This window comes from Streptomyces sp. NBC_01176 (assembly GCF_045039825.1).
Taxonomy (GTDB): Bacteria; Actinomycetota; Actinomycetes; order Streptomycetales; family Streptomycetaceae; genus Streptomyces.
The window spans coordinates 8,000,297-8,025,140 of the sequence record NZ_CP108600.1; the positions used below are offsets into that span (position 1 = coordinate 8,000,297).

A 24,844-nucleotide genomic window follows, 5' to 3' on the forward strand; every position below is an offset into this window, starting at 1 on the left:
TCCCAGCTAGCGCGCGTGTTGGCCGGATCGTACTCGGCGCGGCGCGCTCCGGCGAGGGCCGGGGACCCCTTGGCCACCGGCGAGTCGTTCTCAGCCCGGGGTCACGAACCCCGACTCGTACGCCGCGATCACCGCCTGCGTGCGGTCCCGGGCGCCCAGTTTCGCCAGTACGGCGCTGACGTGCGACTTCACCGTCTCCGTGCCGACCACCAGCCGCGCCGCGATCTCGGCGTTCGACAGCCCTCGTGTCATCAGCCGCAGCACGTCCGCCTCCCGCTCGGTCAGCGCGGCCCGCTCCATGGCCGCCCGTGCCGCGGGACTGCCCGCGTCGTTGCCGTAGGCGGCGGCCAACTGCCGTACGGAAGCGGGGAAGAGCAGTGACTCGCCCGCGGCGACCAGCCGTACGGCGTGCACGATCTCGGCGGGCCGTGCCCGCTTCAGCAGGAATCCGTCGGCACCCGCGCGCAGCGCCTCGTAGACGTACTCGTCGTTCTCGAACGTCGTCACCACGAGGATCTTCGGTGGATCGCTGATGGTCCGCAGCACCGCGCGGGTGGCGTCGATGCCGTCCATGAGGGGCATGCGGACGTCCATCGCGACCACGTCCGGTCGCAACTGCCGTACCAGCGGGATCACCGCGGCGCCGTCGGCCGCCTCTCCGACGACCTCGATGTCCGGCTGCGACTCCAGGACGGCGCGCAGCCCGGCCCGTACGAGGGGTTCGTCGTCGACGAGGAGAACGGTGACCGGCATCGGCCCAGCGTAGATCACGTCCTACGGGCCGTCAGGGGCGCGGCCCGGCGCGGGTCCGGACCGCCGTGCGCAGCCGATTCCGATACTGATTCCGATTCCGATACCGATCCCTGTGCATGGATCAGCCGGTGTCGACCGGCACGGGTCCGTGGATGCCCGCCCGGACGGATCAGCGCAGCGGCAGGTCCACGCGTACCTGCCAGTCGCCCTCGTCGGGTCCGGTGCGCGCCCGTCCGCCGAGCAGCGCCGCCCGCTCCCGAATCCCGCGCAGGCCGCTGCCCCGGCCGGGCCCCGGGACCTCCCCGTTCAGCGGACTGCGGACCTCCAGGCCGAGGCTGCCGCCGTCGACCGCGATGCGCACCCGGACCGGCACACCGCCCGCGTGCCGCAGCACATTGGTGAGGGACTCCTGGAGGATGCGGTACCCCTCGCGGGACACCGGCCCCGGCACGGTCTCCAGCGGACCCGTCACCTCGGCGTCGACCTTCGCCCCCGAGGCGCGCGCCGAGTCCAGGAGCCGGTCGGCCTCGGCCAGCGTCGGTCTGCCGCTCGCCGGGCGCCCCGGCTCGCGCAGCACACCCAGTACCCGTTCCAGGTCCTCCAGGGCGGCCCGGCCGGTGTCCTCGATGGCACCGAGGGCCCGCTCGGTGAACGCGGGATCGCCGGCCGCCCGCGCGGCACCCGCCTGCACCACCGCAACCGTCAGCGCGTGACCGATCGAGTCGTGCAGCTCACGGGCGATGCGCGTGCGCTCCAGAAGCTGTTCGGTGCGCTCCTCCAGGGCGGAGAGCCGCTCGGCGGGGGACGGACCGAGAAGACGGCGCGCGACGGCCGTGGTCAGCTCGCCGAGGCCGACCACCCCTCCGTAGAGGGCGAGCAGCGGGAACGGGACGAGGAGCGCGTAGGCCCAGTGCGGGTGGGACACCGACACGACCGGGCCGTCGACCGGGCTCCACGCCGCCCTGAGCACGTCGAAGGCGGTCGCCGGCAGCCAGACGGTGAGCACGCAGGCCGCCGCACCCATCGCCATCCGCGCCTCAAGCCAGAGCACGGTCCGCCATCTGTCCCGCCACGTGGCCGAGGGCGTGACCGAGAGCGCCGTGTCCTCGCTGTCGCGCGCCAGCATGTGGCGCGCCTGCACCCCCTCGCCGCGCCGTACGGCCGGGATCAGCCCCAGCGGGATCAGCAGGGCCGCGGGCACCCAGGGCTTCGACATGTCGATGAACAGCCACACGCTGACGAACAGCATGGGCACCCACAGATGCAGCAGGCGTGTGTACGTCGTCCCCCGGCACAGCGGGCGCAGAAGGCGGGCCATCGCGCCATCGTGCCAGGCGGCACCGGCGGTCGGCCTCCCCCGGGCGGGGGAGACGATCTCCACCCGCGGGGGAGGTGACGACCGGTCGGCGACGGCCACGCTGAGCACATGACCAGCATCGACGTCCAAGACCTGACCAAGGAGTACGGCGGCAGGCGCGCCGTGGACCACCTCACCTTCCGTGTTCTCCCGGGCCGCGTCACCGGATTCCTCGGCCCCAACGGCGCCGGAAAGTCCACCACCATGCGGCTCGTCCTGGGCCTGGACCGGCCCACGTCCGGCAGCGCCCGCATCGGGGGCCGCGCCTACGCCGGCCTCCACGAGCCGCTGCGCCGCGTCGGTGCCCTGCTCGACGCGGGGGCCGCGCACGGATCGCGGACCGCCCGCGATCATCTGCGCGCGCTCGCCGCGAGCAACCGCGTCCCCGAACGCCGTGTGGACGAGCTCCTCGAGGAGGCGGGACTCGCGTCCGTCGCGCGGCGCCGGGTGAAGACGTACTCCCTGGGCATGCGCCAGCGTCTGGGCATCGCCGCCGCGCTCCTCGGCGACCCGCCCGTGGTGCTGCTGGACGAGCCGTCGAACGGGCTCGACCCCGAAGGGATCATCTGGATCCGGGAGTTGATGCGCGGGCTCGCCCGGGAGGGCCGCACGGTCCTCGTGTCCAGCCACCTCATGAACGAGACCGCGTCCTTCGCCGACCACCTCGTCGTGCTCGGCCGGGGCCGGCTCCTCGCCGACACCCCCATGCGCGAGTTCATCGACGCGCGCGTGCAGCCCCGGGTGCGGGTGCGCACCACGGAGGGGGCCGCGCTGGGCAGCCTGCTCGCCCGGCACGGCATCGAGGCCGTCCAGGGGGAGGACGGACGCTGGACCGCCCTCGACGCACGGGTGGAGGACATCGGGCGTCTCGCGGCGGCCGCGAACCTGCCGATCCTCGAACTCGCGGCGGAGGAGGCGACGTTGGAACAGGCCTACCTGGATCTGACGACGGACGAGACCGAGTTCGCCGCCACGCCGACCCCGACGCAGCCTCAGGAGGCCTGACCATGACGTTCGTACCCGCGCTCCGCGCCGAATGGATCAAGATCCGAACACTGCGGTCGCTCGTCGGGGGACTGGTCGCCGTCCTCCTGGCCACGACGGCCTTCTCCGCGCTCGCCGGCCTCGACGACCCGGGCGACCAGGACTTCGACCCGCTGTTCTCGGTGTTCTTCGGCGTCAGCTTCGGGCAGATCGCGGCGATCACCTTCGGTGCGCAGGCGGTCTCGGCCGAGTTCCAGGGCGGCGCCCTGCGCGTCTCGCTCGCCGCGGTCCCCGACCGGGTGCGGTGGTTCCTCGCCAAGGCGGTGGCCGTCGCGGGACCCGCGCTGGTGACCGGTCTGGTCACGGGCGGCGCGAGCCTGGTCGTGGGCACGTCGGTGCTGGGCGACAGGGCGAGCGGGCTGAGCGGGAAGGAGGAACTGCGCGGCGTCGTCGGCTGTGCCGTCTATCTGACGCTGATGGCCCTGTTCGCGGTGGGACTCGCGGCCGTTCTGCGCAGCGGAGTCGCCACCCTGAGCATCCTCGTCCCGTTCCTCCTGATCGTGTCCTTCGTCGTCGGGGGAGCCTCGGGCACCGTGGCCGACTTCCTGCCGGACAAGGCGGGACAGGCGGTGCTGCACGAATCGCCGGACGGCGGTCCGGGGCCCTGGTCCGGGCTGGGGGTGACGGCGCTGTGGACCGCCGGCGCGCTGCTCGCGGGCGCGTGGAGTGTGCGCCGCCGGGACGCGTGAGATCGGGAACTAACCCTGCCGGTCCTCGGCGGCGGCCGACCGCAGGCGTCCGTACTCCTCCGCCATCGTCGCGGCCGTCCAGTGCGCGTTGAGCCCACTGGGATTCGGCAGCACCCACACCCGGCTGGACCCGATCATCCGCTCCTGCGGGCCGATCGTCGCGCGGCGTTCGCCGAACGCCGACCGGTACGCGGTCACCCCTACCACCGCGAGCCGGCGCGGCCGCAGCCGCTCCACCTTGGCCCTGAGCAGCCGGCCGCCCTCCCGGTACTCGTCCGGGGTCAGCTCGTCGGCCCGAGCCGTCGCCCGCGCCACCACGTTCGTGATGCCGAGCCCGTACGACAGCAGTTCGTCCTGCTCGGAGGGCTTCAACAGGCGGGGTGTGAAGCCCGACAGGTGGAGCACCGGCCAGAACCGGTTGCCGGGGCGCGCGAAGTGATGGCCCGTGGCGGCCGTCATCAAAGAGGGGTTGATGCCGCAGAACAGAACGTGGAGGCCGTCCGTGACGACATCCGGCACGAGCCGGTCGCGGGCGGCCTCCAGGTCCGCGGGGGTCGGCCGCGTCAGAGGATCGCCCCCGGCGTGTAGCCCGCGGCCTCCGGGTGCTGCTTCACGATCTCCTCGACACGGGCGACGACGGCGGCGACCTGGTCGGCGGCGGCACCCGTGAAGGACAGCTTGTCGGCCATCAGCTCGTCGAGCTGCGCGCGGTCGAGCGGGATGCGCTCGTCCGCGGCGAGCTTGTCCAGCAGCTCGTTGCGCTCGGCGCCCTGCTCGCGCATGGCGAGGGCGGAGGCGACCGCGTTCTCCTTGATCGCCTCGTGCGCGACCTCGCGGCCGACGCCCGCGCGCACCGCGCCCATCAGGACCTTGGTGGTGGCGAGGAACGGCAGGTAGCGGTCGAGCTCGCGGGCGACGACGGCCGGGAACGCGCCGAACTCGTCGAGGACGGTGAGGAAGGTCTCCAGCAACCCGTCCAGCGCGAAGAACGCGTCGGGCAGCGCGACCCGGCGCACCACCGAGCAGGAGACGTCGCCCTCGTTCCACTGGTCGCCCGCCAGCTCGCCGGTCATCGAGGCGTAGCCGCGCAGGATGACCATCAGACCGTTGACGCGCTCGCAGGAGCGGGTGTTCATCTTGTGCGGCATGGCGGACGAGCCGACCTGGCCCGGCTTGAAGCCCTCGGTGACCAGCTCGTGCCCGGCCATCAGCCGGATCGTCTTGGCCGTCGACGACGGGGCGGCCGCCAGTTGCACCAACGCGGTGACGACCTCGTAGTCCAGCGAGCGCGGGTAGACCTGGCCCACGGAGGTGAAGGCCTGCGAGAAACCGAGGTGTCCGGCGACGCGCTGCTCCAGGTCCGCGAGCTTCGACGCGTCCCCGTCCAGCAGGTCCAGCATGTCCTGCGCCGTGCCGACCGGGCCCTTGATACCGCGCAGCGGGTAGCGGCCGAGCAGTTCCTCGACCCGGCCGTGCGCGACGAGGAGCTCGTCGGCGGCGGTGGCGAAACGCTTGCCGAGGGTGGTCGCCTGCGCCGCGACGTTGTGCGAGCGGCCCGCCATGACCAGCTCGGCGTACTCGCCCGCGAGCTTGCCGAGCCGCGCCAGCACGGCCACCGTGCGGTCGCGCATCAGCTCGAGCGAGAGCCGGATCTGCAGCTGCTCGACGTTCTCGGTGAGGTCCCGGGACGTCATGCCCTTGTGCACCTGCTCGTGCCCGGCGAGGTCGTTGAACTCCTCGATCCGCGCCTTCACGTCGTGCCGGGTGACCTTCTCGCGCTCGGCGATCGAGGCCAGGTCGACCTGGTCGAGGACACGCTCGTAGTCGGCGAGGGCGGCGTCCGGCACCTCGATCCCGAGGTCCTTCTGTGCCCGCAGCACGGCGAGCCAGAGCTGACGCTCCAGCCTCACCTTCTGCTCGGGGGACCAGAGCGTGGCGAGCTCGGCGGAGGCGTAGCGTCCGGCGAGGACGTTGGGGATACGGGGCTTTGCGGGCGCGGCAGTCACGTGGATGGATTCTACTGGCGATTCCTGCAGGCCAGCGCCGGGGGGTTTGTCGGCGGAAGCTACAAAAGCGCCGTGGGCCGGGCCGGCCGCGCGGTGCTACCGGGTGTCGGCCAGCTCCGCGAGGACGTCGCCGTGGCACGGTTCGGGCGCGCACCAGCAGGCCAGGACCCTGCCGCGCAGGGCGCGCACCCGGTCGAGGAGCTCGGGGTGTCCGAGCAGATGGGCCCGGTACTTCTCCATGACCTCGGCGCGGGTTCCGTCGCGCCTGCGGGTGGCGGTGTCGTAGACGAAAGGGTTGGCGAGCGGGTGCCGCGGGAGGTCCCAGTGGCCCAGGGTCCAGCGGCGGCCGACATAGACGAGGTCGGCGGGGGCGTGTTCGAGCCGGGGGCCGAATTCGTGGATGCGGCCCTTGAGACTGATCACGGTGGTCGGCACGGGACTCCCTTCGGCCCGAGGGCGGTCGCTGCGGCCGGCCCGGAGCGGATTCTGCCCCGGCGGACCTTCGTACGGCACATACACCCCCGCCCGCGGGCCTTCGTTACGGGACGGACTACGGCGGCGGTCCTTCGTACGCCAACGGTATGCCCACACCGACGGGCCTTCGTACGGCAACGGTGTGCCTAGCCCAGCGGGCCTTCGTACGGCGACGGTGTGCCTAGCCCAGCGGGCCTACGTACGCCAACGGTGTGCCTAGCCCAGCGGGCCCTCGTACGGCAGCAGCTCCGGCCGTTTGGCCGGGCGTCCGTCACCCGACGAGCGGCCCGTGAGCCGGCGGCCTATCCACGGCAGCAGGTGCTGCTTGGCGAAGCGGACGTCGGCGGTGCGGCGGGCCGTCCAGCCGGGCGGTGCCGTGGGCGGCACCGGCGCATGCCAGTGGGGGTCCTCCGGCGCGAGGCCGAGGGTCTGCCAGACGGCCTCCGCGACCCGGCGGTGCCCGTCGGCCGTCAGGTGCAGCCGGTCCACGTCCCACATCCGGGGATCGGAGAGCGACGGTGCCCCGTACAGGTCGACCACCAGCGCGCCGTGCCGCTTCGCCAGGTCGTCGACGACGCCGAAGAGCTCCTCCATGCGCGGCCGGAACCGTTCGAGCACCGGCCCGTTGCGGCCCGGGCTGCGCATCAGGACGAGCTGCTCGCAGGCCGGGGCGAGACGCTCCACGGCCTCCTCCAGCAGCCCGCGGACCCGTCCCATGTCGACCTTGGGGCGCAGGGTGTCGTTGAGACCGCCGACCAGGGTGATCACGTCGGGACGCATCGCGACCGCCACGTCCACCTGCTCGGCCACGATCTGCCCGATGAGCTTGCCGCGCACCGCGAGGTTGGCATACCGGAAGCCGGGGGTCAGCGCGGCCATCCGGCCGGCCAGGATGTCGGCCCAGCCGCGGTACGAGCCGTCGGGCAACAGGTCCGACATGCCCTCGGTGAAGGAGTCGCCGACCGCGACAAGACTGGTGTAGGTGGCATTCGTCTGCATGGCGGAAAAGATGGTAACCCGCACGCATACTCGTCGGTCGGTCGGGCCTCCCGGCGTATGGCGCTCGGCGCTCGGTCGGCGCTCGGCGTGTGGCGCCCGGTACGAGGCGCCCGGTACGAGGCGCCCGATGTGAGGCACCCGGTGTGAGGCACCCGGCGTGCGGGCCGGCCTCGGGCGCCCCTGCACCGCCCGGCGCGTCACACCGCCTGATCGAACAGCTCCCGCAGCACGTCCTCCATCGTCACCAGCCCCGCGAGACGTCCGTCGCTGCCCATGACCGCCGCGAGATGCGTCCGGCTGCGCCGCATCGCCGTGAGCACGTCGTCCAGCGGGGTGCTCTCCCGGACACGCGCGATGGGCCGCATGTCCTGCACCCGGAACGGCACGTCGCGCGGCGTCGCGTCCAGCGCGTCCTTGACGTGCAGATAGCCGACGATGCGGCGCCCCTCGTCCACCACGGGGAAGCGCGAGAACCCGGACTCGGCGGACAGCCGCTCCAGCCCCTCGGGGGTGACGCCCACGCTCGCGTACACGACGCCCTCCAGCGGGAGGACGACATCGCGCACGGGCCGGCGTCCGAGCTCCAGGACGTCGTGCAGCCGCTCCTGGGCACGGCCGTCGATGAGCCCGGCCGCTCCGGAGTCCATGACCAGCCGGGCCAGTTCGTCGTCGGAGAAGGCCGCGGCGACCTCGTCCTTCGTCTCGACCCGCAGCAGCTTCAGCAGACCGTTGGCGAAGGCGTTGACGGTGAAGATCACCGGGCGCAGGGCCCGGGAGAGCCCGACCAGCGGCGGACCGAGCAGCAGCGCGGTGCGCACCGGCTCCGCGAGCGCGATGTTCTTCGGGACCATCTCGCCGAACAGCATGTGCAGATACGTCGCCAGGGTGAGCGCGATCACGAACGAGACGACGTGGCCCACGCCCTGGGACACGCCCACGGCGTGGAACGCCGGCTCCAGCAGATGCGCGATCGCGGGCTCGGCCACGATGCCGAGGACCAGCGTGCACAGGGTGATGCCCAGCTGTGCGGCCGCCAGCAGCGCGGACACGTGCTCCAGCCCCCACAGCACACTGCGTGCCCTGCGGTCGCCCCGCTCGGCATGGGGCTCGATCTGGCTGCGGCGCACCGAGATCAGCGCGAACTCGGCGCCGACGAAGAAGGCGTTCACGACCAGCGTCGCCAGGCCGATCAGCAGTTGTACGGCGGTCATCGCGTCCCTTCCTCGTGCTGTTCGAGCGGCGCGTGCAGCAGCACCCGTGCGGCCCGCCGCCCCGAGGCGTCCACCACCTGGAGCCACCACCCGGCGACCTCCACGCTGTCCCCGACGGCCGGAATGCGGCCCAGTTCGGTCGCGAGGAAGCCGGCCAGCGTCTCGTACGGGCCGTCGGGGACCCGCAGCCCGAGGCGGGCCAGCTGGTCCGTGCGGGCCGCCCCGTCGGCCGAGTAGAGGCTGCGCCCCTCGCTGTCGGTGTCGGCCGGGGCCAGGTCGGGGGTCTCGTGGGGGTCGTGCTCGTCGCGGACCTCGCCGACCACCTCCTCGACGATGTCCTCCAGGGTGGCGACCCCGGCCGTGCCGCCGTACTCGTCGATGACCACGGCCATGGTGCGCTTGCCGGAGAGCCGGTCGAGCAGCCGGTCGACGGTCAGCGACTCCGGTACGAACAGGGGCTCGCGCATGATCTGGGAGACGGCGGTGCGGGCCCTGCGCTCGGCGGGCAGCGCCAGTACGTCCTTGATGTGCGCGACGCCCACGACGGCGTCGAGGCTGCCGCGGTGGACCGGGAAGCGGGACAGGCCGGTCGCCCGTGTCGCGTTCGCCACGTCCTCGCAGGTCGCCTGGATGTCCAGCGCGATGACCTGGACGCGCGGGGTCATCACGTTCTCCGCGGACAGGTCGGCGAGGTTCAGCGTGCGCACGAACAGCTCCGCGGTGTCCGCCTCCAGGGCGCCCTGCTTGGCGGAGTGCCGGGCGAGGGCCGCCAGCTCCTGGGGCCCGCGCGCGGAGGCCAGCTCCTCGGCGGGTTCGAGGCCGAAACGGCGTACGACACGGTTCGCGGTGTTGTTGAGATGCGTGATGAACGGGCGGAACGCGGCGCTGAACCAGCGCTGCGGCGTCGCCACCCGCCTGGCCATGGCGAGCGGCGCGGAGATCGCCCAGTTCTTGGGCACCAGCTCGCCGACGACCATCAGGAAGAGGGTCGACAGCGCCGTACCGATGACCAGGGCCACCGACATCGACGCGGAGGGGGAGATCCCGGCCGACTCCAGGGGCCCCGAGATGAGCTTGGCGATCGACGACTCGGAGAGCATGCCGACGACCAGATTGGTGACCGTGATGCCGAGCTGGGCGCCGGAGAGCTGGAAGGTGAGGTTCCGTACGGCCTTGAGGGCGCCCGAGGCGCCGCGCTCGCCGCGTTCGACGGCACGCTGAAGCTCGCTGCGCTCGACCGTGGTCAGCGAGAATTCCGCCGCGACGAAGGCACCGCAGGCCAGGGAGAGCAGTACTGCCACCAGGAGGAGGAGCACTTCGGTCATCGGGTCACCTCCGTCCCATGATCGGCCAGGGGCGGGGGGATCGCGCGATGTCGGGCTCGGGGATGCCGGGTACTGGGAGGCTCGCCCATGGGCGGACGCTCACACCTTTCACTGGACCGACTGAGCCGGCCGGGCCGACTGAGCCGTTGGAGGATGTGGTGATCTGACGATCCTCCAATGGTAAAGGATGAGCAAAGTGCCGATCCGGTGGGGGCGGGGTCTAGCCGGTGAGCGGTTTCACCCACCGACGCCATGCCTCCTCCGGCGCGTACCCGGCCGCCCGCCACGCATGCTGCGCGGTCTCGTTCCGTCGCAGCACCATCGCGTCCCCGCGCCGCCCCCCGAGCCGTACGAACCGTTCCTCGGCGGCGGTGAGCAGCGCCGAGCCGATGCCGAGGCGCCGCCGCCCGGGATGGACCGCCAGCCGGTACAGATGACAGCGCCAGCCGTCGAAGCCCGCGATCACCGTCCCCACGAGCTCCCCTTCGCGCTCGGCCAGGATCAGCGCCTCGGGGTCACGGGCGATGAGCCGCTCCACACCGTCCCGGTCGTCACTGATGCTCGTGCCCTCGGCGGCGGTCTTCCAGAAGGCCAGCACGGTGTCGAGGTCCTCGGGCGCCGCGGCCCGGATCAGCAGGTCGGTCATGCGCCGATCCCATCACGCGCCCCGCCGGGCGACCCGGAATTCCACGATCTGGGATGCGGGATCGGGACGGCCTGTCGAGGACCTGCCTCAGGGCGCTTGTCAGGACATGTCTCAGCCGCGCCCGGGGACATGTTCGTCAGGACCGGCCCGAGGGCGGGCCGCGGGACGGGGCCGCGGACGCGCCCCGGCGGGCGCCGATCGCCGGTCACGTTCCGCGCAGCGCCTCCACGACGGGCGCGAACACCTCCATGTTCGGCTCCAGCACCGTCAGGTAGGAGATCCCGTACCGCTCCCGCAGCGCCCGCACCCGCTCCACCACCTGCTCGAACGTGCCCACCAGGACGATCGGCAGCTCCAGGACCCGGTCCTCGGTCAGCCCCGGAAGGCGGGAGAGCCAGGGCCGGATCGCGGCGCCGGGATCGTCGGTGACGGCGACGATCTGGATCAGCAGGTTGCACTCGGCGGGCTCCTCGCGTCCCGCGGCGTGCCCCCGGTACACGGCGACTCGTTCGTCGAGCTCCCCGGCGGTGAGCGGTTCCAGCGCCCCGCCCGGCGTGGTGCGCGCTCCGGTGAACGCGACGATGTCCGCGTGCTCGGCGGCCAGTCGCAGCATCCGGTCGCCGTTCGCGCCGATCAGCAGGGGTACGCGGGGTTTCTGCACGACCCGCGGCCGGTGGTCGTCCGAACCGAGCAGCCGGTCGAGTTCCTCGACGGTGCGCAGGAGATGGCCGACGCGCTCTCCCGCGGAGCCCCACGGGAGGCCCGCCGTGTCGTGTTCCGCCCGGATGTACCCGGTGCCGAGCCCGAGTTCGAGGCGGCCGCCCGTGAGGGCGTCCGTGCCGGCCACCTCGCGCGCCAGCAGCGTGGGGTTCCAGAAGCCGGTGTTGAGCACGAAAGTGCCCAGACGGGGGCGCTCGGTGGCCTCCGCCGCGGCCACCAGGGACGGGAACGGCGCGGGCATCCCCAGATGGTCGGGGACCAGGATCACGTCGTAGCCCAGGTCCTCGGCCCGACGGCACCTCGCGCGCCACGCGTCGGCGGGCGCGGGGGAGAGCAGGTTGACGCCGAAACGGAAGGGGCGCGCGGACGATGACACGAACTCTCCTCACTCACGGGCGACTTGGTCTCAAGGGTGCGGCGCGGACCCGCGCCCCTCACTCGTGCGCGATCGCCGCCAGTACGTTCATGCGCGACGCCCGCAGCGCCGGCAGCAGCGCCGCGACTATGCCCACGACGGCCGAGCCCACCACCACCGCGACGACGGTGGTCCAGGGGACCGCGAACGCCGTCAGGCCCTGGAGGGCGAGCACCTGCTGTACACAGACGCCCCAGACCAGCCCCAGCACGAGTCCGAGGATCGCGCCGAACACGGCGATCACCACCGACTCCAGACGGATCATCCGGCGCAACTGGCGGCGGCCGAGACCGATGGCGCGCAGCAGTCCGATCTCCCGGGTGCGCTCGACGACCGACAGGGCCAGGGTGTTGACCACACCGAGCACCGCGATGACGATCGCGAGTCCGAGCAGGGCGTACACGAGATAGAGCAGTACGGCGATCTGGTCGTGGACCAGCTTCTTGTAGTCGGCCTGATCGCGCACCTGCACCTGCGGATACGGCTCGAGCGTCTTCTCCAGCAGCGGACGCAGCTGGTCGGCGCCCGTGCCCGAAGCCGCGTTCACGTAGAGCGTGGAGTCCTGTCCGCCCGGGACGTACTTCTCGATGGTGCCGAAGCCCACGTACAGGCCGCCCTGCATGCCGAACCCCTCGGCGGACTCCTGGTCGGTGAGCGCCGCCACGGTCAGCTCGGCGTGGCGGCCGGCGGGGAACTCGACGGGGACCGTGCTGCCCACCCGCACGTGGTGCTCCCGCGCGAACTTCGCGTCCATGGCGAGATGCCCGGCGCCCAGCGCCGCCGCGGTGTCCCCCTGGGCGTACGTGAGGTGGGCGACGTCGTCGAGCCGCGGATCGTAGCCCGCGGCGGTCGTCTCGATCCGCTTGCCGTCCGGCAGCCGCACCGCGACCGGGGTGAACCGCTGCCGGACGACGAGAGCGACGCCTTCCGTGCCCCGCACCTTGTCGGTGACCTCCGGGGAGAACGGCACGAAGTTGCTGTTCTGGATGACGAAGTCGGCGCCCAGTGTCTTGTCGATCTGCTGGTCGAAGGACTTGCTCATGGAGGCGCTCGCCACGGACATGCCGCCGACCAGGGCCAGGCCCACCATCAGGGCGGAGGCGGTGGCACCGGTGCGCCGGGGATTGCGCAGCGCGTTGCGCTGGCTCATCCGGCCGACCGACCCGAACAGGGCTGGGAAGGCCCCGCCCAGGACCTTGATCACCGGCCGGACCAGGAGCGGGCCCGCGATCACCGTCGCCACGAGGGTCAGTACGACCCCGAGTCCCAGCAGCGAGCCGGCCGTCGAGGTCTTCGACGCCGCGACGCACCCGCCGAGCGCGGCGACGCCCGCCACCCCCACGACCGAGCCCGCGACGGCCCGTACCCGCAACGGCCGTCCCAGCCCCGCGACCTCGGCGTCCGCGAGGGCGGCCATCGGAGAGACGCCGGCGGCGCGCCGCGCCGGGAGGTACGCCGCGACGAAGGTGACACCGACCCCGACGACGTACGACGCGACGGGGGTTCCCCAACCGATCACCATCTCCGTCGACTTCAGGTTCATCCCGAACGCGGTCATCAGTTTGATCAGCCCGAGCGCGAGCCCGATGCCCGCGGCCAGCCCGACCGTCGAGCCGACCAGCCCGAGCAGCAGCGCCTCGGTCAGCACGGACCGTCGTACCTGCCGCCGGTCGGCGCCCAGCGCACGCAACAGGCCCAGCTCGCGCGTGCGTTGGGCGATCAGCATGGAGAAGGTGTTGACGATGAGGAAGACACCGACGAGCACGGCGATCCCGGCGAAGCCGAGCATCACGTACTTGATGACGTCCAGGAAGCCGCCGAGCTGTGCCGCAGCGTCCTTGGCCTGCTCGTCGGCCGTCTTCAAGTCGTACGCCCGGGAGCCGAGTTCGGCCGCGACGCGCTGTTTGAGCAGGGCGTCGTCGACGCCTGGTGCCGCGTCCAGCGAGATGCTCGTGGCGGCGGCGGTGCTGCCCAGCAGCCTGGTCTGCGCGGTCCGGGTGTCGAGGAACAGCAGCGCGGCACCGGGGTTGGTGGTGGTGAAGGTGGCGATGCCGACGATCCGCACCTTGAAGGTGCCGGGCTGAGCCTGCACCGTCAGGGTGTCGCCGATGCGGACGTGCTTGTGGTCGGCGGTGTCCGCGTCGAGCAGTGCCTCACCGGCGCCGTGCGGAGCGTGTCCGGAGGTCAGCTTCACCGGACTGCGCTCACTGGGCTGCCAGTTGGTGGCGATGGTCGGTGCGCCCGAGGTCGGCCCGACCGACTCGTTCGCGCGGTCGACGATGGTGAGGTTCTCGACGGCCGCGTCGACATGGGCGGCCGCGACACCGTCGACCCCGGCCAGCCGGGCCGCGAGGGAGGCGGGCAGGGTCGGGGTGGCGCCGGTCGGGATCTGGGAGTCGAGATCGTTCCTGGGCGACACGGTCACGTCCGCCGAGGTGGAGGCGAAGAGCCGGTCGAAGGTACGGGTGACCGTGTCCGAGAAGATCAGGCTGCCGGCGACGAACGCGACGGACAGCACGACAGCCAGCGCGGAGAGGAGCAGCCGCCCCTTGTGGGCGAGGAAGCTGCGCAGAGTCGCCTTGAGCACGGCCGCCTCAGTCCTTGTCGTGGGGGACGTGGCCGGCGCCGCCGTCGGCCGTCACACCGCCGGAGCCCGCCGCGGAGTCGGCCGCGGAGTCCGTCCCTGGGGGCGTGCCGCGGTCGCCGCTCGCCTGGGGAGGTACGGCACCCGCCCCGCCCTGCCGCGGGTGGGAGCCCTCCTCGAGAGATGCGGAGCCCTCGGAGCTCGCCCGGACGGTGTCGAAGCGTTTCATGCGCTCCAGCACCGCTTCCGCCGTCGGGCGTTCCATCTCGTCCACGATCCGCCCGTCCCCGAGGAAGAGCACCAGGTCGGAGTGGGCGGCCGCGCCGGGGTCGTGTGTGACCATGACGACGGTCTGGCCGAGCTCGTCGACCGCCTCGCGCAGGAAGCCGAGGACCTCGAGACCCGCGCGGGAGTCGAGATTGCCGGTCGGCTCGTCCGCGAAGATCAGCTCGGGGCGCGAGGCGAGCGCCCGCGCGCAGGCGACGCGCTGCTGCTGACCACCGGAGAGCTGTGCGGGACGGTGCTTGAGCCGGTCGCGCAGCCCGAGCGTGTCGATGACCTGGTCCAGCCACTTCTGGTCCGGCCTCTGACCCGCGATGTCCATCGGCAGCGTGATGTTCTCGGCCGCGTTGAGCGTCGGGATCAGGTTGAACGACTGGAACATGAACCCGATCCGGTCCCGGCGCAACCGGGTCAGCTCGCGGTCCTTGAGCCCCGTGATCTCGGTGTCGCCGAGCCACACCTGTCCGGCCGAGACGGTGTCCAGCCCCGCCAGGCAGTGCATCAACGTGGACTTGCCGGAGCCCGAAGGGCCCATGACGGCGGTGAAGCGGCCGCGCGCGATGGCCACGTCGACCGAGTCGAGGGCGAGGACCGTCGTCTCGCCCGAGCCGTACGCCTTCGTCAGGCCGCGGGCGCGGGCCGCGATCCCGTCGGCCTCCCCGTGACCGACGGCGTGCTCCGCAGCTGATGTGGGCAAGGCCGCCTCCTGGGTGGTCGGTGTCCCGGCATCCGTGTCCCGGCCGAGCGTAATGTGATCCCGCCCACAGGGGGTATCCCTCCGGGTTATTGGGTCGGCCGTCCTTGGGCCCTTGCGGGTGCTAGCACTTCGGCGCTAGCTTCGAGGTATGGCGAAGACTCAACTGAACGTGCGGGTGGACGAGGGCACGGCCCGGGCCGCCCGCGAGCGGGCCCTGGCGCGCGGCATGAGCGTGAACCGCTACATCGAGGAGCTGGTCAGACAGGACACCGGAGAGGTGGGCCACACCTTCGTCGACGCCGCCTCCGACTTCATGAAGCAGTACGAGTCCGTCTTCGCCGAGGAGTTCGGCGCGGACCGCGAAGGCTCCCGCGAAGGTCGTCGTTGATCCCTTGAGCAGTCTCAGAGTCGACCTTGCCTGGCTTCTCATGATCGCCGAACAGAAGACGCCCGGAGACCCCCAGGTCACCGACTGGGGAGCCCTCGTCGCCGCCGTCAGCCGGCACGAGGCGGAGATATTCGGCATTCCCGTCTACGACAGTCCGCACGCCCGCGCCGCCGCACTGCTCCAGCTCCTCCTGCACGTCCCGGCGCTCGAACGCTCCAACGCGATGTTCGCCTCGGCCGTCGCGTACGCCTATCTCGTCGCCAGCGGCCTCAAGGTCGTCACCTCGCCCGAGCAGGTGCGCGAACTCGCCCGCCTGGTGAAGGGCGGCGAGGCGACCGTGCACGACATCGCGCGGGAACTGCGCCAGTGGAGCCTGTGACGCGCCGGGCTCTGTGACGCGCCGCCCCTCGTGACGCGCCGACCTATGTGACGCGCCGGCCTCTACGACGCGCCGGTCTCCCGGACGTCGGGCCGGCGCGCGGAGCCCAGCACGCAGTACGAGGTGGGCAGCCGCGGCCCCTTCTCCGGCATCAGCAGGCGCCGGTACGGGCCGAGTTCGAACCCGGCGTCGCGCAGCGCGGCGACCGGGTCACGGGCCAGATGGCAGCCGCCGTTGAGCCGCGGCCACACCGTACGATCCAGACCGCGCTGGGCGGCCGCCATCACGCGACCACCGCCGGTGCCGTGCTCGAAGAACCGCAGGGTGCCACCGGGCCGCAGCACGCGCCGGAGCTCCGCCAGGGCCCGCGGCACATCGCGCACGCTGCACAGCACCAGCGAGACCACCGCCGCGTCGAAGGCCTCGCTCTTGACCGGCAGCGCCTCCGCCGCGCCCGGCGCCACGTCGACCGGGACCTCCGCGCGCAGCGCCGCCCGAACCGCCAACTGCCGCAGTCGCCGCTCCGGTTCGATCGCGACGACCTCCGAGACGGCACCCGGATAGTGCGCGAAGTTCAGGCCGTTGCCCGCGCCGATCTCGATGACCCGCCCGGAGAGCCCGGAGAGCAGTCGGTCGCGCACGCCGCCCATGCCCATCCGGGTCTCGGCGGCCACGCTGACGCGGGCGTAGTAGCGGGCGAACAGCGGGTGGTGCACCGGATCCCGTGACACCTTGCCGGAGTCGGCCGACCTGAACGCCATGACGGACCTCCCAGGAGGACGGAACCTACCGTGATTGTCCCCCGTGGAGGCCCGTCACACCCTTCGGAGGCCTCTCAACAGGTGGCGGCGAAGGTGTCCGCGTCCCAGGTGCCGTCCAGTCCCGGTGCCAGCCAACCCGGCGCCCCGGCGCGGAATTCGGCGGGCGGACGGGCACCGGCCCCCGCGGGCAGCGCTCCCAGAAGCGGGGCCTCGGACACCACCGGCAGGTCGGCGAGGTTGCAACGGGACGCCAGGTCCGCGGAGTCGGGCCAGCTGCCGATGACGAGCCCGGCCAGGTCCAGTCCCCGGCGCCGGATCTCACGCGCGGTCAGCTCGGTGGTGTTGAGCGTGCCGAGTCCCGCCGCCACGACGACCAGCACCGGAGCGTCCAACAGCGTCGCCACGTCCGCCAGCGTGCCGCCCTCGTCGTCGAAGCGGACGAGCAGACCGCCCGCCCCCTCGATCAGCACGAGGTCGTGCTCGGTGGCCAGCTTGGCCGCCGCCTCCGCCACCTCACGCGGCCGCACCGGAGCCAGCCCCGCGCGCCGCGCGGCCGTGGCGGGCGCCAGGGGCTCGGGGTAGCGACCGAGTTCGCGCGTGGTCACGGACCCCGCGAGCCGGGCCACCTCGTCGGCGTCCCCGCGCTCGTGCGGACCCACCCCCGTCTGCGCGGGCTTGAGGACGGCCACGGACCGTCCGGCGGCGACGGCCACGGCGGCGACGGCGGCCGTGGTGACCGTCTTGCCCACCTCCGTGCCCGTCCCCGTGATCACCAGGACAGCCATGTCATCCCTCCCGCGCCGCCGCGAGGACCGCGCGGGCGATCCGTGCCACGTCCTCGTCGCCGGTGACGTACGGCGGCATCGTGTAGACGAGGTCGCGGAACGGCCGCAGCCACACGCCCTCGCGCACGGCGGCCGCCGTCGCCGCCGCCATGTCCACCTCGTGGTCGAGCTGGACGACACCGATCGCGCCCAGCACGCGTACGTCCCGGACCCCCGGCATCGAGGAGGCCTCCGCCAGCCCCTGCCGCAGTCCCGCCTCGACCCGCTTGACCTCGGTCTGCCAGTCCTGACCGAGCAGCAGGTCGATCGAGGCGCAGGCCACCGCGGCGGCGAGCGGATTGCCCATGAACGTCGGGCCGTGCGCGAGCACCGGGACCTCGCCGCGCGAGATGCCCTCGGCCACCCGGGCCGTGCACAGCGTCGCCGCCATGGTCAGGTACCCGCCGGTCAGCGCCTTGCCCACGCACATCACGTCCGGCGTCACGCCCGCGTGCTCCGCCGCGAACAGCGTGCCGGTACGGCCGAAGCCGGTCGCGATCTCGTCGAACACCAGCAACACGTCGTGCGCGTCGCACGCCTCCCGCAGCACCCGCAGATACCCGGGGGAGTGGAAGCGCATCCCGCCCGCGCCCTGCACCACCGGCTCCACGATCACCGCCGCCAGTTCGTCGGCGTGGCGCCCGATCAGTTCGCGCAGGTGCGCGGCGTACGACTCCTCGTATCCGGCCGGCGGAGCGTCGGCGAACACCTGGCGGTGCAGCACGCCCTGCCACAGCTCGTGCATCCCGCCCTCGGGGTCGCACACCGACATCGGCTGCCAGGTGTCCCCGTGGTAGCCGCCCCGCCAGGTCAGCAGCCGCTGCTTGGCCGGGCGTCCGAGCGAACGCCAGTGCTGGAGGCACATCTTGACGGCGACCTCGACCGACACCGAACCGGAGTCGGCGAGGAAGACGTGCTCCAGTCCCTCGGGGGAGATGTCGACCAGGCGCTTCGCCAGCCGCACGGCGGGCTCGTGCGTGAGCCCGCCGAACATCACATGGCTCATCCGCCCCAACTGATCGCGCGCCGCGTCGTTCAGTACCGGGTGGTTGTAGCCGTGGATGGCCGACCACCAGGACGACATCCCGTCGACCAGATCGCCCGAGCCGTCCGCCATCCGCAGCCGCACCCCGCTCGCCGACTCCACGACGAGCGGTTCCTGCCGGCCCGGCATCGGTCCGTACGGATGCCAGACGTGGCGCCGGTCCAGGTCGAGCAGCTCCCGCAGGGGCAGGTCAGGCATTGGGCGCGAGATCCGTTCCGGCACCTCGGCGGCGCACGGCCACCAGATCCGTACGCGCCTCGGCGGGCGCCTCGGCCGGAGCCGCACCGCACACGCCGCCCCCCGCGTGCGACCCGCACCCACCGCCCTCGTGCGACCCGCAGCCGGCGTCCGCGTGCGCGCCGCAGCCCGCGCCCGCCGTCGCCCGGTGCTCCGGCAGCGTCACCTCGCCCGCGCCCTCCACCTCGAACCCGGCGTCCGCGATCATCTCCAGGTCGGCCTTGCCGGCCTGGCCCTCGCTCGTCAGGTAGTCGCCGAGGAAGATCGAGTTGGCCAGGTTGAGGGCGAGCGGCTGCATCGTGCGCAGATGGACCTCACGGCCGCCCGCGATGCGGACCTCGGCGTCCGGGCAGACGAACCGGACCATCGCCAGGATGCGCAGACACCGCTGAGGTGTCAGGTTCCACTCCTTGGCGAGCGGGGTTCCCTCGAAGGGGATCAGAAAGTTCACCGGAACGGAGTCGGGATCGAGCTCGCGCAGGGCGTAGACGACGTCCACGAGGTCCTCGTCGCTCTCGCCCATGCCCGCGATCAGCCCGGAGCAGGCGGACAGGCCCGCCGCGTGCGCCTTCTGCACGGTGTCCACCCGGTCGGCGTACGTGTGCGTGGTCGTGATGTCCCCGTACGTCCCCTCGGACGTGTTGAGGTTGTGGTTGTAGGCGTCCGCACCCGCCTCGCGCAGCCGCTCGGCCTGACCGTCGGAGAGCAGGCCGAGGCAGGCGCACACCTCGACGTTCTCGTGCTGGTCCTTGATCGCCTTGATGGTGTCGGAGACCCGGTCCACGTCGCGGTCGCTCGGGCCGCGGCCGCTGGCCACCAGACAGACCCGCTTGGCGCCCCCGGCCAGCCCCGCCGCCGCGGCCTGCGAGGCCTGGTCGGGCTTGAGCCAGCTGTACTTGAGGATCTCGGCCTTGGAGCCGAGCCGCTGCGAGCAGTACGAGCAGTCCTCGGGGCACAGCCCGGACTTCAGGTTGACCAGATAGTTGAGCTTCACTCGACGGCCGAACCAGTGACGGCGGACTTTTCCGGCCGCGGCCACCACGTCGAGCACGTCGTCGTCGGACGTGGCCAGCACGGCCAGCGCCTCGTCACGGGTCGGCAGCTCGCGCCGAAGCCCCTTGTCCACCAGCGTGTTCAGCAGGTCCATGAGATCCGATCCTGACGTATCCGGGCGGGTGCGGCCAAGGAGAGATCGCACAAGAGAGTCGGTTCGACGTGTGGGTATTGCCACATCCTGGGTGCCGGGCCGTCCCGCTAGGGTCTGTGCACTGCCTACAAAACCACCACCCTCAGGGCCCGGAGGCGCCAGCATGGCCGGATCGCCGTTCGCATGGATCGACGAGCAGGCGCACCAGCGCCGACAGGCCGGACTCGTCCGCACCCTGCGCCCGCGCCCCGCCGACTCGGCCCTGCTCGATCTGGCGGGCAACGACTATCTCGGCCTCGCCCGCCACCCCGAGATCACGGCCGCCGCCGCGGACGCCGCCCACCGCTGGGGAGGGGGTGCCACCGGATCGCGGCTCGTGTCCGGCACCACCGAACTTCACGGCGAACTCGAGCGCGAGCTCGCCGACTTCTGCGGCTTCGAGGCCGCGCTCGTCTTCTCCTCCGGGTACGCCGCCAATCTCGCCGCGGTCACCGCGCTCGCGCCGCACGGCTCGCTCGTCGTCTCGGACGCGGGCAACCACGCCTCGCTCATCGACGGCTGCCGGCTCGCCCGCGGCGCCACGCAGGTCGTCGCGCACGCCGACCCCGACGCCGTGCGCAAGGCGCTCGGGACGCACGAGGGCCCCGCTGTCGTCGTCTCCGACACGGTCTTCTCGGTGGACGGCGACGCGGCACCGCTGGCCGCACTGGCCACCGCCTGCCGCGCGCACGGCGCGGCGCTGCTCGTCGACGACGCGCACGGACTCGGGGTGCTGGGCGAGGGGGGCCGGGGCGCTCCGCACGCCGCGGGGCTCGCCGGCGCTGCGGACGTCGTCGTGACCGTCACACTCTCCAAGTCGTTCGGCAGCCAGGGCGGCGCCGTCCTCGGGCCCGCACGGGTCATCGACCACCTGGTCAACGCGGCGCGCACCTTCATCTTCGACACCGGTCTGGCACCGGCGGCGGCGGGCGCGGCCCTCGCGGCGCTCAGGCTGCTGCGCCGCGAGCCGGCGCGCGCCGACCGGGCCCGTGCGGTGGCGACGGCGCTGCACACCCGGCTGACCGCCGAGGGCCTGGAGGCCGTACGGCCGGACGCCGCCGTGGTCTCCGTGCGGGCGCCGTCCCCCGAGCGGGCCGTGCGGTGGGCGGCGGACTGCCGGGAGGCGGGGCTCGCCGTAGGCTGCTTCCGCCCCCCGTCCGTGCCCGACGGCATCTCCCGGCTGCGGCTGACCGCCCGCGCGGATCTCACCGACGCCCAGATCGAGCAGGCCGTACGGGTGATCTCCGAGAACCGGTGAACGAGGCGGCGGTCAGTTCAGTCCGGCGATGAACCCCTCCCAGCTGGCAGGGGTGAACAACAGGGCGGGGCCCGCCTTGTTCTTGGAATCGCGCACCGCGACGAGTCCGGCCCAGGGCCCGGGGCCCGGTCGTGCGGTCTCGACGCAGTTGTTCATTCCCGTACTGCGGCTGCTGCGCAGCCAGCTCACCTCACGGAGTGAAGTACTGGAAGGTACGTACCGAGGCAGTGCGGTCATGGGGGTGCCTCCTTACACGCCGTCACCTATCGCGGCGATGTAGTCCAACGAGTCCTCGGGTGAAAGGGCGTTAAACCGAAGGGTGTTGAAGGCCTCGGTGTAGGCCTGAAGGTCTTCTTTCCGCTCGAGGTAGAGGCTACTCGTCAAGTGGTCGAGAACAACCACGTCCAGATCAGTTGTGTTCGGAAATGAGAAAATAACGAAAGGCCCGGTCACTCCGGCGTGCGCTCCGGCGGCGAACGGCAGGACCTGGAGGCGTACTTGGGGGAGGGTGGCGGCCTCCCGCAGCCGGGCCAGCTGCCGTGCCATGACCTCGGGTCCGCCGACCTCACGACGCAACACGGCCTCGTCCAGGACGGCGGTCAGTTCCAGCGGCGGATGCGAACGCAGCACGTCCTGCCGGGCGAGGCGCACCTCGACGAGCGCGTCCAGCTTGTCGTCCTCGAGTCCGCCCACGGCCGCCCGTGTCACCGCCCGGGCGTACTCGGGGGTCTGGAGCAGCCCCGGCACCACGGACGTCTCCAGCGTGCGCATACCGCTGGCCTGGGACTCCAGGCTGATGAAGTCCCGGTAGGCGGGCGGCAGGACACCCCGGTAGGCGTGCCACCAGTGGTGGCGCCCGTTGCCCTCGGATCCGGCCAGTCCGAGCAGGAGCTCCCGTAACCCGGCTTCCCGGACGCCGTACGCGTCCAGCAGGCGCTCCACGTCGGCCGGTTTCACCCCGCTGATCCCCGTCTCGATCCGGCTCACCTTCGACTGGTGCCAGCCGACGAGACGGGCCGCCTCACCACTGGTCAGGCCCGCACCGGCGCGCAGCGCGCGCAGTTCGGCACCGAGTTTGCGGCGGCGTACCGCGGGACCGTGCTGCATGGCCGTACTCCTTACTCCTTCCGAGCCGCCCAAATACGGTCTGCCCCCACAGAGTTCACCGCTTCGAGCGACAGATATATGCATATCTCGGTGGATCGCGCCCGTGACCGGCCCGGTGATGGCAGTCTGGCGCGAAGCACCAGTCCGGGACCGTACTCGAACCATCCGCTCCGTGTCGGACTCCGGTCCCGTGGGAAAGGGACGACGTCGCCATGGCAGATCACCAGGAAGCATCCGTCACTCTGCCGAGCGATCCCGCCTCGGTCTCCGCGGCCCGGAGGTTCGTCGTCGACGTGCTGGCCGAATGGGGCCTGCCGTGCGACGCCGAAGTCGCGGACACCGTACGCCTGATCGTGTCCGAACTAGCCACCAACGCCGTCCAGCACACCTTCGGTCAGTCGCCCACGTTCACGGTGGACGTCCGGCTCGACCGGGACGAACAACTGCGCATCGGCGTCACCGACAGCCATCCGCGCTTCCCGAAGCGTCTGCCCGCCGCCGTCCAACAGGACAACGGCCGGGGGATGGTGATCATCCGTTGGCTGACCGCCGAGTGCGGCGGCAGGGTCCTCGTGCGTCCCACCCGGGAGGGCGGCAAGACGGTCTCCATCGAGTTGCCGTGGACGGTGCCCGCCCAGCCGGTGGTGGCCGGCGGCCCACAAGAGCCCTGAGGAAACGATCAGTTGCCGCGCCTCCACCGCGTCCCTACCGCGTGGCACGCCCGAACACGCCGCGCAGCAGGGCCCGGAAGGCCTCGGCCGCGGGTGTCTGCCGGTCGGTCCGGTGGACGACGGAGATCGTACGGCGCAGATCTCCTGGTTCCAGCAGCCTCAGCCCCACCGGGGTCGCCGCCGTCCTGGCCACCATCTCCGGCACCACGGCGACCCCGAGTCCCGCACTGACCAGCGCGCACACCAGGGCGTACCCGGGGCTCTCGACCCGCACGGCCGGAGTGGCCCCGACCCGGGCCAGCGCGGCCTCCACACCCTGCCGGGGCGGATGGTCCGGAGCCATGCTGATCAGCGGCTGCCCGGCGAGTCCGGCCAGCGGCAGCCGGGCCGCGCCGTCCGCGAGGACGTGTCCCGGAGCGGTCACCAGCACCAACTCCTCGACCAGCACCGGTTCCGCGCGCACCGACGACGGGAGGGACACCGGGTCCGCGGGCTCGTAGGTGTGCGTCAACGCGAGGTCCACCTCGCCCGCCGCGACCGCCGAGACACCGTCCGGGGGCTCGTAGTTCGCGACCGTGAGTTCCACGTCCGGGTGGGCCCGCCGAAAGGCGCTGAGCACCGGCGGCAGCAGATGGATGCCCGCCGTCTGGAAGGTGCCGAGCCGCAGGGTGCCGCCCGACAGGCCGGTCAGACGGGCCAGTTCGTGCCGGGCCCGCTCCATCTCGTCGAGCACCCGGCGGGCCCGTGCCACGAGCAGCTCGCCCGCGTCCGTGAGCCGTGCCCCGCGATGGGACCGCACCAGCAGGGGCGCGCCCGCCTCCCGTTCCAGTTTGGCGAGCTGCTGGGAGAGGGCGGGCGGGCTGTAGCCGAGGCGTTCGGCCGCCCGGGTGATGGATCCCGCCTCGGCCACCGCCACCAGGGCCGCCAGCCGGGTCGGGTCGTACATCGAACGGCTCCCCGGGTCGGGGGCCCACGGAGGAGCCCAGGTCTAAACGGTTGCTTAAGGCAGACCCAGGATATTCGACATACCTGCTGAAGGCCCGAGCCGGACACTCTGGTGCGATGGACGCACAGCTCATCGCCTTCACCGGAGTGGCCGCGGGAATGGTCGCCATGCCCGGCGCGGACTTCACCGTCGTCGTACGCAACGCCCTCGTCTCCCGCCGGGCCGGGGTGGCGTGCGCGCTCGGGGTCGCGGGCGGCCTGCTCCTGCACACGGCGATGGCCGTCGCCGGCGTCGCCGCCGTCCTCGCGGCCGTGCCCGCGCTGTTCCGGACGCTGCAGCTCCTCGGCGGCGGCTACGTGCTGTACCTCGGCGTGCGGACGCTGGCCGGTCTGCGACGGCAGCGCGAGCGGGAGCCGGACCGGGAGCGCTCGGCGGTGTCCGGCGAGACGCTGCCCGGCGGCACGCCGCCCGGCGGGGCAGGGGCAGGGGCAGGGGCCGAGGCCGGCGTGCCGGGGGACGGGAGCCGGCCGCTGCGGCAGGGCTTCGTCACCAACGCGCTCAACCCGAAGGCGCCGATCACCTTCCTGAGCCTGCTGCCGCAGTTCGTGCCCGCGGGCAGCCCCGCGATGCCCCGCACCCTGGTGCTGGCCCTGATCGTGGTGGCCCTCGCCCTGGTGTGGTTCCCGGCGGTCGCCCTGCTGGTCGACCGGCTCGGCCGGTGGCTGCGCGGACCGCGTGCCGCCCGCGCCGTGGAGACGGTCACCGGGAGTGCGCTCGCGGTGCTCGGCCTGGTGCTCCTCCTGGAGCCCCTGACGGCCTGAGGGCCTCTCGGGTTCGTGC

General features: G+C 72.4%; 26 protein-coding genes. 7 read left to right on the forward strand and 19 right to left on the reverse strand.

Annotated elements, in window-relative coordinates; translation table 11 throughout:
* Positions 1 to 90: 90 nt before the first annotated feature.
* Together OG199_RS34750 and OG199_RS34755 are read right to left on the reverse strand one after the other, a co-directional pair.
* Positions 91 to 753, reverse strand: coding sequence for a response regulator (locus OG199_RS34750; RefSeq protein ID WP_405832792.1), 663 nt, complete (start codon positions 751 to 753; stop codon positions 91 to 93).
* Between the two features lie 169 nt (positions 754 to 922).
* Complete coding sequence (locus OG199_RS34755; RefSeq protein ID WP_405832793.1) at positions 923 to 2,071, reverse strand: sensor histidine kinase; 1,149 nt, start codon at positions 2,069 to 2,071, stop codon at positions 923 to 925.
* A gap of 108 nt (positions 2,072 to 2,179) precedes the next feature.
* Here OG199_RS34755 and OG199_RS34760 point away from each other — a divergent pair, with 108 nt between their 5' ends.
* A complete protein-coding gene (locus OG199_RS34760) occupies positions 2,180 to 3,115 on the forward strand; it encodes an ATP-binding cassette domain-containing protein (RefSeq protein ID WP_405832795.1) in 936 nt (311 codons plus the stop codon).
* 2 nt (positions 3,116 to 3,117) lie between these two features.
* On the forward strand, positions 3,118 to 3,843 hold the full coding sequence (locus OG199_RS34765; protein ID WP_405832796.1) for an ABC transporter permease subunit: 726 nt from the start codon (positions 3,118 to 3,120) through the stop codon (positions 3,841 to 3,843).
* A gap of 9 nt (positions 3,844 to 3,852) precedes the next feature.
* On the opposite strand, the gene mug is transcribed toward OG199_RS34765, so the two are convergent.
* From mug to OG199_RS34815, 10 genes are all read right to left on the reverse strand, one after another.
* Positions 3,853 to 4,410 carry a G/U mismatch-specific DNA glycosylase gene (gene mug, locus OG199_RS34770; RefSeq protein WP_401806463.1) on the reverse strand — a complete coding sequence of 186 codons (558 nt, stop codon included), beginning with the start codon at positions 4,408 to 4,410 and terminating at the stop codon, positions 3,853 to 3,855.
* The gene (purB, locus tag OG199_RS34775) at positions 4,407 to 5,849 is read right to left on the reverse strand and encodes an adenylosuccinate lyase (protein ID WP_356806069.1); all 1,443 of its coding nucleotides are present in this window, start codon (positions 5,847 to 5,849) and stop codon (positions 4,407 to 4,409) included. The genes mug and purB overlap by 4 nt, the downstream gene beginning before the upstream one ends.
* Before the next feature lie 96 nt (positions 5,850 to 5,945).
* Positions 5,946 to 6,284, reverse strand: a complete 339-nt coding sequence (locus tag OG199_RS34780) for a DUF4326 domain-containing protein (protein WP_401806345.1) — start codon at positions 6,282 to 6,284, stop codon at positions 5,946 to 5,948.
* Between the two features lie 255 nt (positions 6,285 to 6,539).
* Positions 6,540 to 7,322 (reverse strand): SGNH/GDSL hydrolase family protein, encoded by a 783-nt coding sequence (locus OG199_RS34785; RefSeq protein ID WP_356801514.1) that lies wholly within the window; start codon positions 7,320 to 7,322, stop codon positions 6,540 to 6,542.
* A 197-nt stretch (positions 7,323 to 7,519) separates the two neighbouring features.
* Positions 7,520 to 8,533, reverse strand: a complete 1,014-nt coding sequence (locus OG199_RS34790; protein WP_356801512.1) for a hemolysin family protein — start codon at positions 8,531 to 8,533, stop codon at positions 7,520 to 7,522.
* Positions 8,530 to 9,858 (reverse strand): hemolysin family protein, encoded by a 1,329-nt coding sequence (locus OG199_RS34795; protein WP_401806341.1) that lies wholly within the window; start codon positions 9,856 to 9,858, stop codon positions 8,530 to 8,532. The genes OG199_RS34790 and OG199_RS34795 overlap by 4 nt, the downstream gene beginning before the upstream one ends.
* Positions 9,859 to 10,078: 220 nt before the next feature.
* Positions 10,079 to 10,504: a GNAT family N-acetyltransferase gene (locus tag OG199_RS34800; protein ID WP_356801509.1), complete on the reverse strand. Its 426-nt coding sequence runs from the start codon at positions 10,502 to 10,504 to the stop codon at positions 10,079 to 10,081.
* A gap of 205 nt (positions 10,505 to 10,709) precedes the next feature.
* The gene (locus OG199_RS34805) at positions 10,710 to 11,600 is read right to left on the reverse strand and encodes an LLM class F420-dependent oxidoreductase (protein ID WP_356801508.1); all 891 of its coding nucleotides are present in this window, start codon (positions 11,598 to 11,600) and stop codon (positions 10,710 to 10,712) included.
* 58 nt (positions 11,601 to 11,658) lie between these two features.
* A complete protein-coding gene (locus OG199_RS34810; protein ID WP_405832800.1) occupies positions 11,659 to 14,226 on the reverse strand; it encodes an FtsX-like permease family protein in 2,568 nt (855 codons plus the stop codon).
* Positions 14,227 to 14,233: 7 nt separating this feature from the next.
* Positions 14,234 to 15,202 carry an ABC transporter ATP-binding protein gene (locus tag OG199_RS34815; protein WP_401806337.1) on the reverse strand — a complete coding sequence of 323 codons (969 nt, stop codon included), beginning with the start codon at positions 15,200 to 15,202 and terminating at the stop codon, positions 14,234 to 14,236.
* Positions 15,203 to 15,350: 148 nt separating this feature from the next.
* Here OG199_RS34815 and OG199_RS34820 point away from each other — a divergent pair, with 148 nt between their 5' ends.
* Both OG199_RS34820 and OG199_RS34825 read left to right on the forward strand, forming a co-directional pair.
* The gene (locus tag OG199_RS34820; RefSeq protein WP_385085882.1) at positions 15,351 to 15,590 is read left to right on the forward strand and encodes a toxin-antitoxin system HicB family antitoxin; all 240 of its coding nucleotides are present in this window, start codon (positions 15,351 to 15,353) and stop codon (positions 15,588 to 15,590) included.
* Positions 15,591 to 15,594: 4 nt separating this feature from the next.
* Positions 15,595 to 15,969 carry a fic family toxin-antitoxin system, toxin component gene (locus OG199_RS34825; protein ID WP_356801503.1) on the forward strand — a complete coding sequence of 125 codons (375 nt, stop codon included), beginning with the start codon at positions 15,595 to 15,597 and terminating at the stop codon, positions 15,967 to 15,969.
* Between the two features lie 62 nt (positions 15,970 to 16,031).
* Here OG199_RS34825 and OG199_RS34830 read toward each other — a convergent pair whose 3' ends face one another.
* From OG199_RS34830 to bioB, 4 genes are all read right to left on the reverse strand, one after another.
* Complete coding sequence (locus tag OG199_RS34830) at positions 16,032 to 16,730, reverse strand: class I SAM-dependent methyltransferase (protein ID WP_401806335.1); 699 nt, start codon at positions 16,728 to 16,730, stop codon at positions 16,032 to 16,034.
* Positions 16,731 to 16,804: 74 nt separating this feature from the next.
* Positions 16,805 to 17,515 (reverse strand): dethiobiotin synthase, encoded by a 711-nt coding sequence (gene bioD, locus OG199_RS34835; RefSeq protein WP_405832804.1) that lies wholly within the window; start codon positions 17,513 to 17,515, stop codon positions 16,805 to 16,807.
* A gap of 1 nt (position 17,516) precedes the next feature.
* Positions 17,517 to 18,797, reverse strand: a complete 1,281-nt coding sequence (locus OG199_RS34840) for an adenosylmethionine--8-amino-7-oxononanoate transaminase (protein ID WP_356801498.1) — start codon at positions 18,795 to 18,797, stop codon at positions 17,517 to 17,519.
* A complete protein-coding gene (gene bioB / locus OG199_RS34845; RefSeq protein ID WP_356801496.1) occupies positions 18,790 to 19,983 on the reverse strand; it encodes a biotin synthase BioB in 1,194 nt (397 codons plus the stop codon). The genes OG199_RS34840 and bioB overlap by 8 nt, the downstream gene beginning before the upstream one ends.
* Before the next feature lie 163 nt (positions 19,984 to 20,146).
* Between bioB and OG199_RS34850 the strand changes: the two genes are divergently transcribed.
* Positions 20,147 to 21,280, forward strand: coding sequence for an 8-amino-7-oxononanoate synthase (locus OG199_RS34850; protein WP_356801494.1), 1,134 nt, complete (start codon positions 20,147 to 20,149; stop codon positions 21,278 to 21,280).
* Positions 21,281 to 21,292: 12 nt separating this feature from the next.
* Here OG199_RS34850 and OG199_RS34855 read toward each other — a convergent pair whose 3' ends face one another.
* Together OG199_RS34855 and OG199_RS34860 are read right to left on the reverse strand one after the other, a co-directional pair.
* Positions 21,293 to 21,517 carry a DUF397 domain-containing protein gene (locus OG199_RS34855; protein ID WP_356801493.1) on the reverse strand — a complete coding sequence of 75 codons (225 nt, stop codon included), beginning with the start codon at positions 21,515 to 21,517 and terminating at the stop codon, positions 21,293 to 21,295.
* A gap of 12 nt (positions 21,518 to 21,529) precedes the next feature.
* Positions 21,530 to 22,387 (reverse strand): helix-turn-helix transcriptional regulator, encoded by an 858-nt coding sequence (locus OG199_RS34860; protein WP_356801491.1) that lies wholly within the window; start codon positions 22,385 to 22,387, stop codon positions 21,530 to 21,532.
* A gap of 212 nt (positions 22,388 to 22,599) precedes the next feature.
* Here OG199_RS34860 and OG199_RS34865 point away from each other — a divergent pair, with 212 nt between their 5' ends.
* Positions 22,600 to 23,058, forward strand: a complete 459-nt coding sequence (locus tag OG199_RS34865) for an ATP-binding protein (RefSeq protein WP_356801490.1) — start codon at positions 22,600 to 22,602, stop codon at positions 23,056 to 23,058.
* 34 nt (positions 23,059 to 23,092) lie between these two features.
* Here OG199_RS34865 and OG199_RS34870 read toward each other — a convergent pair whose 3' ends face one another.
* Positions 23,093 to 24,004, reverse strand: a complete 912-nt coding sequence (locus OG199_RS34870) for a LysR family transcriptional regulator (protein ID WP_356801488.1) — start codon at positions 24,002 to 24,004, stop codon at positions 23,093 to 23,095.
* 116 nt (positions 24,005 to 24,120) lie between these two features.
* Here OG199_RS34870 and OG199_RS34875 point away from each other — a divergent pair, with 116 nt between their 5' ends.
* Complete coding sequence (locus OG199_RS34875) at positions 24,121 to 24,825, forward strand: LysE family translocator (protein ID WP_405832808.1); 705 nt, start codon at positions 24,121 to 24,123, stop codon at positions 24,823 to 24,825.
* Positions 24,826 to 24,844: the final 19 nt, after the last annotated feature.

Coding starts and splice junctions, on each gene's coding strand:
- OG199_RS34785 (WP_356801514.1), bottom strand. CDS start 7,322: ATGCAGACGAATGCCACCTACACCAGTCTTGTCGCGGTCGGCGACTCC.
- OG199_RS34830 (WP_401806335.1), bottom strand. CDS start 16,730: ATGGCGTTCAGGTCGGCCGACTCCGGCAAGGTGTCACGGGATCCGGTG.
- OG199_RS34865 (WP_356801490.1), top strand. CDS start 22,600: ATGGCAGATCACCAGGAAGCATCCGTCACTCTGCCGAGCGATCCCGCC.
- OG199_RS34870 (WP_356801488.1), bottom strand. CDS start 24,004: ATGTACGACCCGACCCGGCTGGCGGCCCTGGTGGCGGTGGCCGAGGCG.
- OG199_RS34750 (WP_405832792.1), bottom strand. CDS start 753: ATGCCGGTCACCGTTCTCCTCGTCGACGACGAACCCCTCGTACGGGCC.
- OG199_RS34820 (WP_385085882.1), top strand. CDS start 15,351: ATGGCGAAGACTCAACTGAACGTGCGGGTGGACGAGGGCACGGCCCGG.
- OG199_RS34800 (WP_356801509.1), bottom strand. CDS start 10,504: ATGACCGACCTGCTGATCCGGGCCGCGGCGCCCGAGGACCTCGACACC.
- OG199_RS34850 (WP_356801494.1), top strand. CDS start 20,147: ATGGCCGGATCGCCGTTCGCATGGATCGACGAGCAGGCGCACCAGCGC.
- bioB (WP_356801496.1), bottom strand. CDS start 19,983: ATGGACCTGCTGAACACGCTGGTGGACAAGGGGCTTCGGCGCGAGCTG.
- OG199_RS34790 (WP_356801512.1), bottom strand. CDS start 8,533: ATGACCGCCGTACAACTGCTGATCGGCCTGGCGACGCTGGTCGTGAAC.
- bioD (WP_405832804.1), bottom strand. CDS start 17,515: ATGGCTGTCCTGGTGATCACGGGGACGGGCACGGAGGTGGGCAAGACG.
- OG199_RS34795 (WP_401806341.1), bottom strand. CDS start 9,858: ATGACCGAAGTGCTCCTCCTCCTGGTGGCAGTACTGCTCTCCCTGGCC.
- OG199_RS34875 (WP_405832808.1), top strand. CDS start 24,121: ATGGACGCACAGCTCATCGCCTTCACCGGAGTGGCCGCGGGAATGGTC.
- OG199_RS34755 (WP_405832793.1), bottom strand. CDS start 2,071: ATGGCCCGCCTTCTGCGCCCGCTGTGCCGGGGGACGACGTACACACGC.
- OG199_RS34840 (WP_356801498.1), bottom strand. CDS start 18,797: ATGCCTGACCTGCCCCTGCGGGAGCTGCTCGACCTGGACCGGCGCCAC.
- OG199_RS34860 (WP_356801491.1), bottom strand. CDS start 22,387: ATGCAGCACGGTCCCGCGGTACGCCGCCGCAAACTCGGTGCCGAACTG.
- OG199_RS34760 (WP_405832795.1), top strand. CDS start 2,180: ATGACCAGCATCGACGTCCAAGACCTGACCAAGGAGTACGGCGGCAGG.
- OG199_RS34855 (WP_356801493.1), bottom strand. CDS start 21,517: ATGACCGCACTGCCTCGGTACGTACCTTCCAGTACTTCACTCCGTGAG.
- OG199_RS34765 (WP_405832796.1), top strand. CDS start 3,118: ATGACGTTCGTACCCGCGCTCCGCGCCGAATGGATCAAGATCCGAACA.